This window comes from Nonomuraea sp. NPDC003754, from assembly GCF_053605785.1.
Genome location: NZ_JBSGJX010000031.1, coordinates 51,916 through 65,115, shown reverse-complemented (window position 1 = coordinate 65,115; position 13,200 = coordinate 51,916). Strand labels below are relative to the sequence as shown.

Annotated in this window: 13 protein-coding genes, 1 tRNA gene and 1 riboswitch; of the genes, 6 read left to right on the top strand and 8 right to left on the bottom strand. The window is 70.7% G+C overall.

Annotation, left to right across the window (positions count from 1 at the left end; translation table 11 throughout):
* Position 1: 1 nt before the first annotated feature.
* The 3 genes from ACWEVS_RS31710 to ACWEVS_RS31700 are packed head-to-tail and all read right to left on the bottom strand — an operon-like array spanning position 2 to position 2,504.
* Positions 2–1,279 (bottom strand): Stp1/IreP family PP2C-type Ser/Thr phosphatase, encoded by a 1,278-nt coding sequence (locus ACWEVS_RS31710; protein WP_449930059.1) that lies wholly within the window; start codon positions 1,277–1,279, stop codon positions 2–4.
* Positions 1,276–1,746 carry an FHA domain-containing protein FhaB/FipA gene (locus ACWEVS_RS31705; RefSeq protein WP_354916989.1) on the bottom strand — a complete coding sequence of 157 codons (471 nt, stop codon included), beginning with the start codon at positions 1,744–1,746 and terminating at the stop codon, positions 1,276–1,278. The genes ACWEVS_RS31710 and ACWEVS_RS31705 overlap by 4 nt, the downstream gene beginning before the upstream one ends.
* Positions 1,747–1,763: 17 nt before the next feature.
* A complete protein-coding gene (locus tag ACWEVS_RS31700; protein ID WP_354916992.1) occupies positions 1,764–2,504 on the bottom strand; it encodes a DUF3662 and FHA domain-containing protein in 741 nt (246 codons plus the stop codon).
* Positions 2,505–2,666: 162 nt separating this feature from the next.
* On the opposite strand from ACWEVS_RS31700, the gene ACWEVS_RS31695 reads away from it, so the two are divergent.
* Positions 2,667–2,749, top strand: a tRNA-Leu gene (locus ACWEVS_RS31695).
* A 296-nt stretch (positions 2,750–3,045) separates the two neighbouring features.
* Here the strand turns inward: ACWEVS_RS31695 and ACWEVS_RS31690 are convergent.
* On the bottom strand, positions 3,046–4,065 hold the full coding sequence (locus ACWEVS_RS31690; protein WP_452554404.1) for a hemolysin family protein: 1,020 nt from the start codon (positions 4,063–4,065) through the stop codon (positions 3,046–3,048).
* On the bottom strand, positions 4,062–5,393 hold the full coding sequence (locus tag ACWEVS_RS31685; RefSeq protein WP_452554403.1) for a hemolysin family protein: 1,332 nt from the start codon (positions 5,391–5,393) through the stop codon (positions 4,062–4,064). The genes ACWEVS_RS31690 and ACWEVS_RS31685 overlap by 4 nt, the downstream gene beginning before the upstream one ends.
* A 242-nt stretch (positions 5,394–5,635) precedes the next feature.
* On the opposite strand from ACWEVS_RS31685, the gene ACWEVS_RS31680 reads away from it, so the two are divergent.
* A complete protein-coding gene (locus tag ACWEVS_RS31680; RefSeq protein ID WP_449930052.1) occupies positions 5,636–6,874 on the top strand; it encodes an LCP family protein in 1,239 nt (412 codons plus the stop codon).
* A 173-nt stretch (positions 6,875–7,047) separates the two neighbouring features.
* On the opposite strand, the gene ACWEVS_RS31675 is transcribed toward ACWEVS_RS31680, so the two are convergent.
* Positions 7,048–7,707: a GOLPH3/VPS74 family protein gene (locus tag ACWEVS_RS31675; protein WP_452554402.1), complete on the bottom strand. Its 660-nt coding sequence runs from the start codon at positions 7,705–7,707 to the stop codon at positions 7,048–7,050.
* A 66-nt stretch (positions 7,708–7,773) separates the two neighbouring features.
* Between ACWEVS_RS31675 and ACWEVS_RS31670 the strand changes: the two genes are divergently transcribed.
* From ACWEVS_RS31670 to ACWEVS_RS31660, 3 genes are all read left to right on the top strand, one after another.
* The gene (locus ACWEVS_RS31670) at positions 7,774–8,379 is read left to right on the top strand and encodes a DM13 domain-containing protein (protein ID WP_452554401.1); all 606 of its coding nucleotides are present in this window, start codon (positions 7,774–7,776) and stop codon (positions 8,377–8,379) included.
* Positions 8,380–8,389: 10 nt separating this feature from the next.
* The gene (locus ACWEVS_RS31665) at positions 8,390–8,995 is read left to right on the top strand and encodes a TenA family protein (RefSeq protein WP_449930046.1); all 606 of its coding nucleotides are present in this window, start codon (positions 8,390–8,392) and stop codon (positions 8,993–8,995) included.
* A 434-nt stretch (positions 8,996–9,429) separates the two neighbouring features.
* Positions 9,430–10,308: an Fpg/Nei family DNA glycosylase gene (locus tag ACWEVS_RS31660; protein ID WP_449930044.1), complete on the top strand. Its 879-nt coding sequence runs from the start codon at positions 9,430–9,432 to the stop codon at positions 10,306–10,308.
* A 171-nt stretch (positions 10,309–10,479) separates the two neighbouring features.
* On the opposite strand, the gene ACWEVS_RS31655 is transcribed toward ACWEVS_RS31660, so the two are convergent.
* Positions 10,480–10,800, bottom strand: a complete 321-nt coding sequence (locus ACWEVS_RS31655; protein ID WP_354917015.1) for a rhodanese-like domain-containing protein — start codon at positions 10,798–10,800, stop codon at positions 10,480–10,482.
* Between the two features lie 370 nt (positions 10,801–11,170).
* Positions 11,171–11,285: riboswitch (TPP riboswitch) on the top strand.
* Between ACWEVS_RS31655 and ACWEVS_RS31650 the strand changes: the two genes are divergently transcribed.
* The gene (locus tag ACWEVS_RS31650) at positions 11,276–12,631 is read left to right on the top strand and encodes a purine-cytosine permease family protein (protein WP_452554400.1); all 1,356 of its coding nucleotides are present in this window, start codon (positions 11,276–11,278) and stop codon (positions 12,629–12,631) included. Its footprint overlaps the riboswitch before it by 10 nt.
* On the opposite strand, the gene ACWEVS_RS31645 is transcribed toward ACWEVS_RS31650, so the two are convergent.
* Positions 12,628–13,170 carry a methylated-DNA--[protein]-cysteine S-methyltransferase gene (locus ACWEVS_RS31645; protein ID WP_354917021.1) on the bottom strand — a complete coding sequence of 181 codons (543 nt, stop codon included), beginning with the start codon at positions 13,168–13,170 and terminating at the stop codon, positions 12,628–12,630. The genes ACWEVS_RS31650 and ACWEVS_RS31645 overlap by 4 nt on opposite strands.
* Positions 13,171–13,200 lie beyond the last annotated feature (30 nt).

The window sequence follows — 13,200 nt, the reverse complement described above, 5'->3', positions numbered from 1 at the left end:
CCTACTGGGACCTCGTCTTGGTCGGGGTTGATGACGGGGTGACCGAGGGCTTCGGCTCGGTGGCGTTGAGACTGAACGTCAGGCTGTTGATCTTCTCGAGGCCCTCGCCCTCGTCGGCGACCTTGATGCCGTCCTTCACCAGAGCCTGTTCGGTGGAGGACAGGTCGGAGACCTTGCGACCGGTGGGCTTGACCACCTCGAAGAACTGGATGGGGCCCACCTCCTGCTGCACTCCGCGATAAACGACCACCTCGTCGCCCCTTGCTCCGACGAAGTACTGGTCCTGAACCCATTGCCAGCCGAAGAAGCCGCCGACACCGGCGGCCACCCCGGCCACACCGAGCACGGAGACCAGCACGGGCCACACGCGACGGCGCCTGACGGCTCGCCCCGACGCCTCGGCGTCGTCGTAGTCGTCATCGTCGTCGGTGATCACCGGCTGGGGTGCGGTCGCCGCGCTCACTCGCCCCGCCGGCTCCCCGGGGGAACCCGCCCGAAGCCGGTTGGAGCCGGCCGCGCCGACCACCGCCGCCTCCGTGGGCACCTGTACGCCCTCGGTGAGATCGACCACGTCGGCTAGCACGCAGGTGATGTTGTCGGGGCCGCCGCCTCTGTTGGCCAGGTCGATGAGCTGGCGCACGACCTCCTCGGGGTCGTCGATGTTGGTGAGCGTCGCGTGCAGAGTCTCGGCGCTCACCACCCCCGACAACCCGTCGGAGCAGAGCAGGTAGCGGTCGCCGAGCTGGGCCTCACGCAGGGTGAGGTCGGGATCGACCTCGCCGCTGCCGTCGAGGGCCCGCAGCAGGATCGACCGCTGCGGGTGCGTCGCCGCCTCCTCGGGGGTGATCCGCCCGTCGTCGACCAGCTGCTGGACGAGCGTGTGGTCGTGGGTGATCTGGTAGAGCTCCCCGCGTCTGAGCAGGTAGGCGCGCGAGTCGCCGACGTGCACCAGCGCGACCTGGGTGCCGTTCCAGAGCATCGCGGTGAGAGTGGTGCCCATGCCCTTGAGGCTGGGATCCCGCCCGACCATCTCGTGGAGCTTGCGGTTCGCGTCGCGTACCGCCGCCTCGATGGCGTTGAGCAGGTCACCCCCCTGTTGGCTCTCTTCCAGAGAGGCCATTGCGGCGATGGCGACGGAACTCGCCACCTCGCCGTGTGCGTGCCCGCCCATGCCGTCGGCGACGGCGAGCAGGCGGCCGCTAGCGTACGCCGAGTCCTCGTTCCCTTCGCGGAGGAGGCCGACGTCCGAGCGGGCGGCGTAGCGGAGTGCGATGGTCATTTGCGCAATTCAATGACTGTCTTGCCGACCCGGATCGGGACACCGAGCGGCACAGGGGTCGGGCGGGTGACTTTCGAGCGGTCGAGATACGTGCCGTTGGTTGAGCCAAGATCTTCCACGATCCACTGACCGTCCTGGGGGAAGAGTCGGGCATGCCGGCTGGAAGCGTAGTCGTCGGTCACGACCAGCGTGGCGTCGTTGGCCCTGCCGATGGTGATGGGCGTCTCCGTGAGGCTGATGGTGGTGCCCTGCAGGGGGCCGCCCGTGACGACCAGCTGGCGTGGCTCCCCCTTCTTGCTCTTGGGTTTGGCGGCGGGCTTGGGGCTCGCCGCCTTGGGCCGGGGCGCGGCCGGAGCCGTACGTGAACCGAACAGGTCCGTCCGGATCACCCCGACTGCGGCAATGACGAAGAACCACAGCACCGCCAGGAAGGCGAGCCGGATCAGCAGCAGCGTGAGCTCGGACATGGACCGTTTGTCTACCTCTAATCGCGCCGGAACACCAGGGTCGTGCGCCCCAGGGTGACACGAGTGCCGTTCTGGAGCTCGATCCTGCGTACCGGCTGGCCGTTGACGAATGTGCCGTTCGTGGAGCCGAGGTCGACGAGCACGACCTGCGGACCCTCGACGCGTAGTTCCGCGTGGTGCCGGGAGACGCCTGGATCGACAAGACGAAGATCGCAGTCGGTGCCTCTCCCGAGCAAGGTCACCGGGGTGGTCAGCTCGTACGAGCGGTCGCCCTGCGGGTCGTCCTGCGTGGAGACCAGCAGTCGCGGCCGGCCGCCGAACGCCCCCGGCCGCGAGGCCGGAAGATCGCTCTTGGGCTGGCGGATCTCGTCCTGCTCGACCGTCGCTCCCCTGATGACGCCCGAGCGGATGCGGAACAGCCCGACCGCGAGGTCGGGGGCCGTCTCGAACCGGACCCGGACCGGTCCCACGAAGGAGTAGCCCTGTTCCTTGGCGTACTCCCTGGCGAGGTTGGCCAGCTCGTGGCTGATGCTGTCGGCGTAGACCTCGAGTCGCTCGGCGTCGGTCGTCGACAGCTCCACCACGAAGTCGTTGGGCACGAGCGTCCGGCCCTGAGCCACGATGGCGGCCCGCTCGTCCATCTCCCGCTGCACCGCGCTGGCGACCTCGACCGGCTGAAGGTCAGATTTGAACGCCCGCGCAAAGGCCCCCTCAACCAAGCCTTCGAGCCTTCGCTCGAAGCGCTGAAGGACTCCCACCGGGTACCTCCCCTCCTCCGTGCATATCGTCGCGGCCGCTGGGGTGCCGGTGGCTCCTGAGTCGCTCTCTTGCACCCAGCTCTTCTCTCCGCGTCTTGATGCGATCGTATCCGGGTTCGGTACCAGCGTCTGATCCGTGCTACTGTTTCTCCGCACCCACAAGGGCGGGTGGCGGAACGGCAGACGCGCACGGTTCAGGTCCGTGTGTCCGAAAGGACGTGAGGGTTCAAATCCCTCCTCGCCCACTCAGGTCCCCGATGTCATCGGTGGACCAACATTGACGAAACAGAGCCCCGGTTCGCAAGAGCCGGGGCTCGTTTTTTGGGTCACGGCCCGCGCCCGCTTGCGAAACGGTATCCGACCTCGCTTGCGAGCCACTTTCAACTCGCTTACACGACCATTTCGTGTTTTCGAATGTTTCGCTCAGAGCTGATTCATCGGGGGACCGGCCCGTCGCGATGCGGCCGGCGGACTTTGCCCTCTTGTGACACAACTGTGGCCTGGCTCCCCCGGCGCCCATGGGGCGCCGGGGGAATCCGGCTCACGCGGCTCTGGTGTCCAGCAGCTCGCCGAGCAGGTCGCTCAGGCTCACCATGCCGATGACCGACTGGTCAGCCGCGACGACCAGCCCCAGGTGCGCCCGCGCGTCCTGAAGGGCCGCCACGGCCTCGGGAACCTGGGTGACACACGGCAGGCGCGGCAGCGGCCGCGCCAGCTCCCCGGCGGCGGTCTCCGGGCGCAGTACGGCGTCGCGCGCGTGCAGCACGCCCCTGACGTCGGACCGCGTGCCGACCAGCAGCCGCAGGTGGCCGCTCTTGCCCGCGACCCGCCTGACCTCGCCGGAGTCCGCGTCGGCAGGCACCATGACGACCTGGTCGATCGAGACCATGAGCCGCTCGATGCCCTCGGCCTCCAGCCGCAGCGCCCTGGTCAGCAGGTCGTGCTCGTCGCGGTCGAGCAGCCCCATCCGGCCGGACTCGCCGACCAGCATGGCGAGCTGGCGAGGCGTCCTGGTGGTGGCGAGCTCGTCACGGGCGTGCACGCCGAACACGCGCAGGATCAGGTTGGTGAAACCGTTCAGCGCCCACAGCAGCGGGCGCATCAGCCGCGTGAAGGCGCGGAAGGGCGCCGTCAGCAGCAGCGCGGCCCTCTCGGGGTGCGTGAGCGCCCACGACTTGGGCGCCATCTCGCCGACGACCATGTGCAGGAACGTGACCAGGGCCAGCGCGATGGTCAGCGAGATCGGCACCCGCAGCCCCTCCGGCATGCCGATCCAGGCGAAGACCGGCTCCAGATAGTGCTCGATCGCGGGCTCGGTCACCATGCCCAGGCCGAGCGTGCACAGCGTGATGCCGAGCTGCGCGCCCGCCAGCATGAGCGACAGCTGCTTGCCGGCCTCGACCGCCGACTTGGCGACGAACCTGGTCAGCTTGCCGCCGCCGGAGGCGATCTCCTCCAGGCGGTGCCTGCGCGCGGAGACGAAGGCGAACTCGGCGGCCACGAACAGCGCGTTGAAGACCAGCAGCGCCGCGCTGAGCAGGAGCAGGACGAGCGGGTTCACCGGCCCACCTCCGCGGGGTGCGGGACGGGGGCCAGCCGTACCCACTCGGGGACCCTGCGCTGCAGGGACAGCACCGTGAGCTCGGCCTGCGACTCCTGGGCGTCGTCGCTGAACGGGTCGGCGTCGGCGACGAGCTCCACGGTCACCCTGTCGCCGGGCTCGGCCATCCGGCCCAGCCTGGCCAGCACCAGACCGGCCACGGTGTCGTAGTCGTCGCTCTCGGGCAGCGCGATCCCCGTGGCCCGCTCGACCTCGTCCAGCCGTAGCGTGCCGGGGACGTCCCAGACACCGCCGGGACGCTCGACCACGCCGACGGGCTCGGGGTCGTTCTCGTCGAGGAGCTCGCCGACCAGTTCCTCGGCCAGGTCTTCGACGGTCAGGACGCCGGCCAGGCCGCCGTACTCGTCGATGACGCAGGCGAGGTCGTCCTTGGCGGCGCGCATCTGCTGCAGCACGAGCGGCAGCGGCAGCGAGTCGGGCACGAGCAGCGCGGGCCGGGCGATCGCGCTGACGGGGCCGTCCTGCAGCCCCGAGGCCAGCAGCTCGCGCACGCCCGTCACGCCCACCACGTCGCCGTCGGGGCCGAGCACCGGGTAGCGCGAGTGGCCGCACTCCCTCATCGTCTCGATGAGGTCGGAGATGGTCCGGTCGCCGCGCAGCACGACCACGCGCGGCCTGGGGACCATCGCCTCCTCGGCCGTCCGGTCGCCGAACTCCAGCGCCCGCTCCAGCAGCTCCGACAGCCGCGGGGGCAGCTCACCGGCCTGGGTGGACTCGGCGATGATCCTGGACAGCTCCTCCGGGGTCGCGCCGTGCTCCACCTCCTCCACCGGCTCCACGCCGAGGCGGCGCAGCAGGCCGGTCGCCGCCGAGTCGAACAGCTTGATGAGCGGGCCCGCGACCGCCAGGTAGGCCACGGTCGAGCGGGCGAGGAACTTGGCCACCGTCTCCGGCTTGGCGATGCCGAGGTTCTTCGGGACGAGCTCGCCCAGCACCATCTGGATCACGGTCGCCACGAAGACGCCGATGGCCACGGAGAAGGCCGCCGGCAGGTCGCCGAGCAGCGGCCGGACGAGCGTGGCGATGGCGGGTTCGGCGAGGAAACCGACGAGCAGGGCCGTGACGGTGATGCCCAGCTGCGCGCCGGAGAGCATGAACGACAGGCGCGAGGTGACCTGCAGCGCCCGCTCGGCGGCCGCGTCACCGCCGCTCGCCTGCTCGCGGAGCAGGCCCCTGTCGGCGGCGACGAAGGCGAATTCCTGGGCGACGAAGTAACCGGTCGCCGCGGTGAGAAGAAAGAGGGCGAGGATGCCGAGATAGGCGCTCATTTCGAGCTCGCAGAGGGTCCCGTGCGGATGCACGGGCTAGTACTCCATGGGTCCGGAGCGGACACGATCATCCTTTCGTTCGACGTCGTCCACCAACCGTAACGATCCAGGTCGCGTCAGATGTTTCCGGAGGGACTCCGGCTCTTGTCTGAGTACTTTTCCATGGGAAAACCTTGGCGAGCACTCTGCACTGGTGAGAGCCACGAAGTACCGTCGAACCATACCGAGGGGGAGAAAACGACGTGACCGAGGACGACCGCACCAGGGCCATGCGCTCGCCAGGCGACGGCCGCCCCCTGCCCAGGCGGCAGGAAGGTCAACCCCGTTCGGGCGGCGCGCCCGCGCACCGTGTCCCCGGCGCCGAGCCCACCAGGGTGAACGAGCCGCCGTCCCCGCCCCCGCCGCCCTCCTCGTCCCGCGTGTACGGCAAGGCGCGCTCGGGCACCAGCCCCGTCCGCCCCCTGGGCAAGCCGCCGAAGGAACCCAGGGAGCCGCGCGGCCCCCGCGGCCCGCTGCTGGGCGGCCGGATCAAGGGCCGGACGATCCTGATGATCCTCGCCGCCCTGATCGCCATCCTGCTGGTGCTCGGCGTGGTCGGGTTCTTCTGGATCAACGGGCGGATCCAGGGCATCGACGGCGTCCTCGACGACTACGACGGCCGTCCCGCCGACACCCCCGGCACCAACTGGCTGCTCGTCGGCTCCGACAGCCGCGAGGGCCTGTCGGCGGCCCAGCGCAGGAAGCTCGCCACCGGACGCGCGGTCGGCCGGCGCACCGACTCGATGATGCTGCTGCACATCCCCGAGGGCGGCGACCGGCCCACCCTGGTCAGCCTGCCCCGCGACTCCGCGGTCAGCATTCCCGGCCACGGGCGCAACAAGCTCAACGCGGCCTTCGCCATCGGCGGCCCCCAGCTGCTGACCCGCACGGTCGAGAACGTCACCGGCATCAGGATCGACAACTACATGGAGGTCGGCTTCGCCGGTTTCGTCGGCATCGTCGACGCGGTGGGCGGCGTCGAGATCTGCGTCAAGAACGCGATCAACGACCCCAAGGCCGGGCTCAAGCTCAAGAAGGGCTGCCAGGAGATGGACGGCGGCACCGCGCTCGGCTACGTCCGCACCAGGAAGGGCGGGGCGCTGCCCGACTTCGAGCGGACCAAGCGGCAGCGGCAGTTCCTCGGCGCGGTGGTGAAGAAGGCGGCCAGCCCCGCGGTGCTGATCAACCCGTTCACCTCGATCCCGCTGGCCATCGGCGCCACGGACGCGGTGCGGGTCGACGGCTCGACCGGAGCGTTCGACCTGCTGTCGCTCGGGCTCGCGATGGGCGGCGACCCGATCACGACGGTGGTGCCGTTCGGCGGCAACGAGAACGTCGCGGGCGGGGCCGCGGTCAAGTGGGACACCACGCGGGCCACCCAGCTGTTCGAGGCGCTGAAGGCGGACCAGCCGGTTCCCAAGGACGCGCTGGACAAGGGCTGACCCCGGGGCCGGTGCGCCCGCCGTCGTGACCACCCCGGTGGGGAGGGGCGGTACCCCTCCCCGAGCCGGGGCCTTTCCGGGCCGGTCGCGGGCCTTCGTAGGTCGGCCGGGGTCTTCCTGAGCCGGTCGCGGGCTTTCTGGGCCGGTTGGGATGGCGGGTGCCTTGCCCTGAGTCAGCCTGTGGAGCCGCCCGCTGCGGCGCCGATGGCGGCGCTGGTGGCGGCGATCATGATGGCCGCGTTGATGTCGGCGATGGTCTTGGCGACCGCCTCGCCGGCCCACTCGCCGTCGGTGATCTGCTTGATCCGTTCCTTGCTCGCCCCGGGGAAGGCCTTGCGGTCGAGCTTGCACGCGTGCATGACCGCGATCAGCACCGCCGTACGGGGCTCCGGGTCCGCGCCGGCAAGCGCGTTCGCCACCCGCTCGCGAACCTCGGCCTCCACCCCGCCGTCGGCCTCCGGCCAGCGCGTCGTGGGGAAGATGCCGAGCACCTTGCCCCGCTCCTGGGACAGCACGCCGGCGTCGGCGAGCTTGGTCAGCAGGCGGGTCTTCAGCTTGCTGGTGCCGATCTTGGAGACCCACCAGGCGGGCTTGCGCTCCTTGCCGTCCTCCGCGATACGGGTCAGCGCGGCGTCGAGGTCCGGGTCGCCGGTGCCGGTGGGGTCCTTGACGGCGACCGTCTTCTTCGACAGCTCGATCCGGTCCTGGACGGCCAGCTCGGCGAGGACGGCACCGCCCAGCGCAGCGCCCAGTTCCGCGGAGCCGATCAGCTGCCTGCCGTCCTCCTCGCTGTGGGCGAGCAACAGGACCTCTTCGGCGATGGTGACACTCATATCCTCAAATTACGCCGTAAGGGGTCCGTAAGCGTCGTCAGGCGTGGGGCGTGGTCAGGTGGACCCATGAAGAAGCTCCTCCGCCATCCGCTGACCTGGATCGCCGTGGCGGTGGTCCTCGGGGTCGCGATGTACCTGTTCCAGCCGTGGCGGCTCTTCACCACCGTCGAGGTGGACGAGCCGTTCCCGGAGGCGGCCGTCACGTCCTCGGCGCCGCCCTCGCAGGACCGGCCGTCCCCGGACCGGTCCTCCCCGGACCGGTCCTCCCCGGGCAGGCCGAGCCCTGGGGCGGGTGGTGTCCCGGCGGCGACGGCTGCGGCAACCACCATCCTCATGTCCGGAAATTTCGTGACCCATGAGCACAAGACGTCGGGTGTCGCCAAGGTGCTCAGGCTGCCCGACGGCAGCCGCGTGCTGCGCATCGAGCGCCTGGCCACCTCCGACGGCCCCGACCTGCGCGTATGGCTGAGCGACCAGCCGGTCACCGACTCCTGGCACAACTTCGACGACGGCAGGTACGTGGAGCTCGGCCATCTCAAGGGGAACAAGGGCAACGCCAACTACGCCATCCCCGCCGACACCGACCTCGGCAGCCTGACCAGCGTGTCGATCTGGTGCAAGCGGTTCAGCGTGTCGTTCGGCGCCGCCGCTCTCACCACGGAAAACCGGTAACTTGCCGCATATGTCGATTTCTGCGGAACTGCACGCCATCGGCCGGCCCCTGCTCGACGCGCAACTCGCGCACCCCACCGTCGTGGGCATCGGCAGAGGAGACCTCGAGGAGAAGGTCTTCAGGTCGTGGCTCGAGCAGGACTGGCTGTTCCTGCACGACTACGTGCGCGTGTTCGCCCGGCTGGCGTGGCAGGCGCCCGCCGCCCACCTGGGCGACCTGGTCGACCTCGCGCACACCACGTACCACGACGAGCTCTCGCTGCACCGGTCGCTGTCGGCGTCGTTCGACGCGGACCTGGACGGCGCGCGGAAGGGCCCGGCCTGCGCCGCCTACACCGCCTTCCTGCTGGAGTCGGCGGCCGACTACGCCGAGGGCCTGGCTGCGCTGTACCCGTGCATGTGGGGATACTCCACCCTCGGCCGGATCCTCGCCGAGAACAAGCCGGAGGAGCCCCGCTACCGCGCCTGGGTTGACACCTACGCCGACCCCGGGTTCGCCGCGCTGACCGAGCGCATCGCCGGGATGATCGACGAGGCCGCACCCGACCTCGGCAGGGCGAAGGAACTGTTCACCGAGGGCATGCGGCACGAGCTGGCCTTCTGGGACGTCCCCTGACCCCGGGCCCCGCCGTCCGGGATCGTGGGGGTCAGGAACCCGCCGCTTCCGTCGGGGAGCGGGGTCGTGGGGCATGGGATGGCCGCTTCCGGTCGAGGTCGCGGAGTGCGGGTCGGCCGCTTCCGCTCGGGGCGCGGCGCGCGGGTCGGGCACTTCCGCTCGGGGTCGCGGCGCGCGGGTCGGGCATTTCCGCTCGGGGTCGCGGCGCGCGGGTCGGGCATTTCCGCTTGGGGCGCGGAGTATGGGGCGGGCGCTTCCGCTCGGGGCGCGGCGCGAGTCGGCCGTCTCCGCTCGGGATGGTGGGCGTTGGATGGTCACTTCCGCTCGGGAGCGAGGGCGGCCGCCGAGGGGATGCGGCACGAGCTGACCTTTTCCCTGACGCGGCCCCGGCTCGTCCGAGGGCGCTCGCCGGGGGTGCGCTCTAGTCTGGAGGCATGCCGGAACTTCCCGAAGTGGAGTCGCTGGCCGGCTTCCTGCGCGAGCAGGCGGTCGGCCGCACGATCCTGGCCGTCGACGTGGTCGCCTTCCAGGCGCTCAAGACCTTCGACCCGCCCGTCACCGCGCTCGGCGGGCTGACGGTGACCGGCGTGGCGAGGCACGGCAAGTTCCTCGACCTCGACTGCGACGGCCTCCACCTGGTCACCCACCTGTCGAGGGCGGGGTGGCTGCGCTGGCGCGCCGACCTGTCGGGCGCCAAACCCGTGCGTCCGGGCAAGGGCCCGCTCGCGGTCCGGGTACGGCTGGCGCCCGACGACGACGGCCTGGCGCCCGGCTTCGAGCTGACCGAGGCAGGCACCCAGAAACGTCTGGCCGTCTACGTCGTCAAGGACCCGATGGAGGTGCCCGGCATCGCCTCGCTCGGGCCCGACCCGCTGGTCCCCGAGTTCACCGTCCAGGCGCTGAAGGAGATCGTGGGCGGCAACCGTACCCAGATCAAGGGCCTGCTGAGGGACCAGAAGATCATCGCGGGCATCGGCAACGCCTACTCCGACGAGGTGCTGCACGCGGCCCGGATGTCACCCTTCAAGATCGCGGCCACGCTGACCGACGCGCAGATCGCCGACCTGCACGAGGCGATCGTCACCACGCTGCGGGATGCGGTGGAGCGCGCCCACGGCCTGGCGGCCAAAGACCTGAAGGCGGAGAAGAAGTCGGGGCTGCGCGTCCACAACAGGACGGGGCAGCCGTGCGAGGTGTGCGGCGACACCATCCGCGAGGTGTCGTTCGCCGACTCCTCGCTGCAGTACTGCCCGACCTGTCAGACCGAGGGCAAGATCCTTGCCGACCGGCGGATGTCGAAGCTGCTCAAGTAGACGGCGTCAGGCGACGAACATCACACAGGCGACGTCTAGCGGCGGACGTCACCTGGCGGCGTCAGGCGACGGACGTCACACAGGGGCGTCCAGCGACGGACGTCACACAGGCGGTGTCGAGCGGCGGACGTCACCTGGCGGCGTCCAGCGGCGGATGTCGCGTAGGTGGCGTCAGGCGACGAACGGCGGCCGGCCGCTCTCGCTGACCAGGGGCTTGCCCGCCAGCTCCCACGACTGCATGCCGCCGCCGACGTTGACCGCGTCGCGGCCGATGTGGTTGAGCCACGCGGCGGCGTGCGCGGACCGACCGCCGACCCTGCACACCACGTAGACGGGGCCGGAGGGGAGCTCGTCGACGCGGGCCTGCAGCTCGCCGAGTGGAATGTGGGTGGCGTCGGGGGCGTGGCCCGCCGTCCACTCCTCGGGCTCGCGGACGTCGAGCAGGAAGGCTCCGGCGGGCACGTCGGTGACGTCGATTTCGGGAACGGTCATGTCCCCATTCTCGCGGACCCGCCCCACCACAACCTCCCGGAACTGCGAAGAAAGCGCGGGCCGGGGTTTCTCGGGGGCCAGTGCGGGCGTGCGGTCGCGGTTGTAGGGGGGCGTGGGCAGGGTCTTCCGGGGTGGCTGGGGAGGCGCGGGCCGGGGTTTCTTGGGGAGGCCGGTACTGGCGTGCGGTCGCGGTTGTAGGGGGGCGTGGGCAGGGTCTTCCTGGGTGGCCGGGGGGCCGGTTCGGTGGTGTGGGCGGGTGGTCGGGGTTTCTCCGGGAGGGCCGGTTCGGTGGTGTGGGCTTGCGGGAGGGGTGGGGAGGCGGGTAGGGGGTGGTTGCCAAAAAGGAACGAGATGTAATAATTCGCCTCAAACCAGTAACCGCGGGAGCTCGGGCATGGCCGGGCTGAGAGGGCGACCCCCAGGCGTCGCCGACCGCATGAACCTGTCCGGGTAATGCCGGCGTAGGGAGCGTGCGATGACGCATGTCGTCGATCCGAAGCATGCCGAAGTACCGCTGACCCTCGACCAGGCCCCGCCCAGAACCCTCGGCGTCCTCGACCAGGGCGCCTTCTGGGCCAACCTCGGGGTCAGCCTCCTGGGTTTTTCCTTCGCCCTCTTCCTCATCAACCCTCTCCTCGACGACAACCCGCTGACGATGACCGCCGCGGTCACCGCCACCGTCGTGGGAAGTCTCATCGGCACCGCCATGGTGGGCCTCGCGGCCATCCCCGGCGCCCAGACGGGACAGCCGGCGATGGTGCTGCTCAGAGGCCTGTTCGGGGCGAGGCTGTCCTACGTCCCCACGGTGCTCAACATCATCCAGATGCTCGGGTGGGGTGCCTTCGAGCTGTGGGTCATCGCCATGGGCGCCCAGGCGATCGTCGGCGACGCCGTGCCGTACGCGGTCTGGGTGATCGTGGCGGGCGTGATCACCACCGGGCTGACGATCTACCCGCTCGGTGCGATCAGGCTCATCAGGCGGGTCGTCACGATCGGCGTGATCGTCTCGACCGTCTGGTTCGCGGTCGCGCTCCTGCAGCGGGCTCCAGCGCCGGCCGGCGGCTCGTGGGACGCCTTCGCCCCCGCCGTCGACTTCGTGATCGCGCTGTCGGTCTCGTGGGTACCGCTGGCCGCCGACTTCGCCCGGCACTCGCGCCGCAGCTCGGCCGCCTTCACCGGCGTGGTGGGCGGTTACACGATCGCCCAGGTGGCGTGCCTGGCCATCGGCGTCTACGCGGTCGCGATCGCCGGCCATGACGCCGTGCTGAACGACCCGACGGCGGTCTTCGGCCCGTTCGTCGCCGCGCCGCTGGGCGCGCTGTTCTTCGGCATCCTGGTGCTGCGCGAGACCGACCAGTCGTTCGCGAACGTCTACTCCACGGCCATGTCGCTGCAGAACCTCATGCCGCGCGTCGACCGGCGGGTCTTCTCGGTGGCCCTCGGCGTCGTGACGATCGGCGTGGCGCTCCTCGTCGACGTCAACTCCTACAGCGCCTTCCTCAGCATCATCGGCGCCGTCTTCGTGCCGATGCTGGGCGTGCTCGTCGTCGACTACTTCCTGCTCGGCAGCGGCAGGACCTGGAACACCAGCGAGCGCGCCCCCTCCCGCTGGATCATGACGGTCCCGTGGGCGCTCGGGTTCTGCGCGTGGTGGCTGCTGGCCGCCCCGTCCACGATCCCGTGGTGGGCCGCGATCTGGGACGGCGCCCGCGCGGCGCTCGGCTTCACCCGCCAGCCGTGGATGAGCGCGGCGCTGGGCGCCTTCCTGGTCGCCGGACTGGTCACGCTGCTGGTCGGCCGGCTCGGCGGCGCGGTACGGCGGCGCCGCTAGCCTTCGACGCGCAGCAGGCGTTCGAGCGCGGTGGGCCCGCCGGGGTAGCTCTCGCGATCGGCGACCCGGTGGCAGGGCACGATCACGCACACCGGGTTGCCGTTGAGCGCGTTGCTCACCGCGCGCAGCGCCTGCGGCCGTCCGATGCGGGCCGCCAGGTCGCCGGTGGTCGTGGCGGTGCCGTACGGCACCGCCATGGTCATCTGCAGCAGGGTGCGCGCGAACGGCGTGGCCAGCTGCAGGTCGACGGAGACGGTGAAGGCACGCAGGCGCCTGGAGAAGTAGGCGTCGAGCTCGCGCCGCACCGGGTCGAGACGGCGCGGGTCGGGCCCGACGAGCCCGCCGACGGCCCGCGAGATCCGCTCGAAGACGGCGTGCTCGTCGTCGAAGCTGCAGGCGACCACGCCCTTGCCGGTCACCGCGAGCACCAGCCTGCCCACGGCACCGTCGTAGGTGCCGATGGCGACCTCCGGCGGTCGCTCGGGCCGGTAGGTGGGTGAGGTGACCCTCAACAGGGCATCGAGGTCGCCAGCCGACATAGCCCGCAGCGTATCGGACGGATCAGGCCA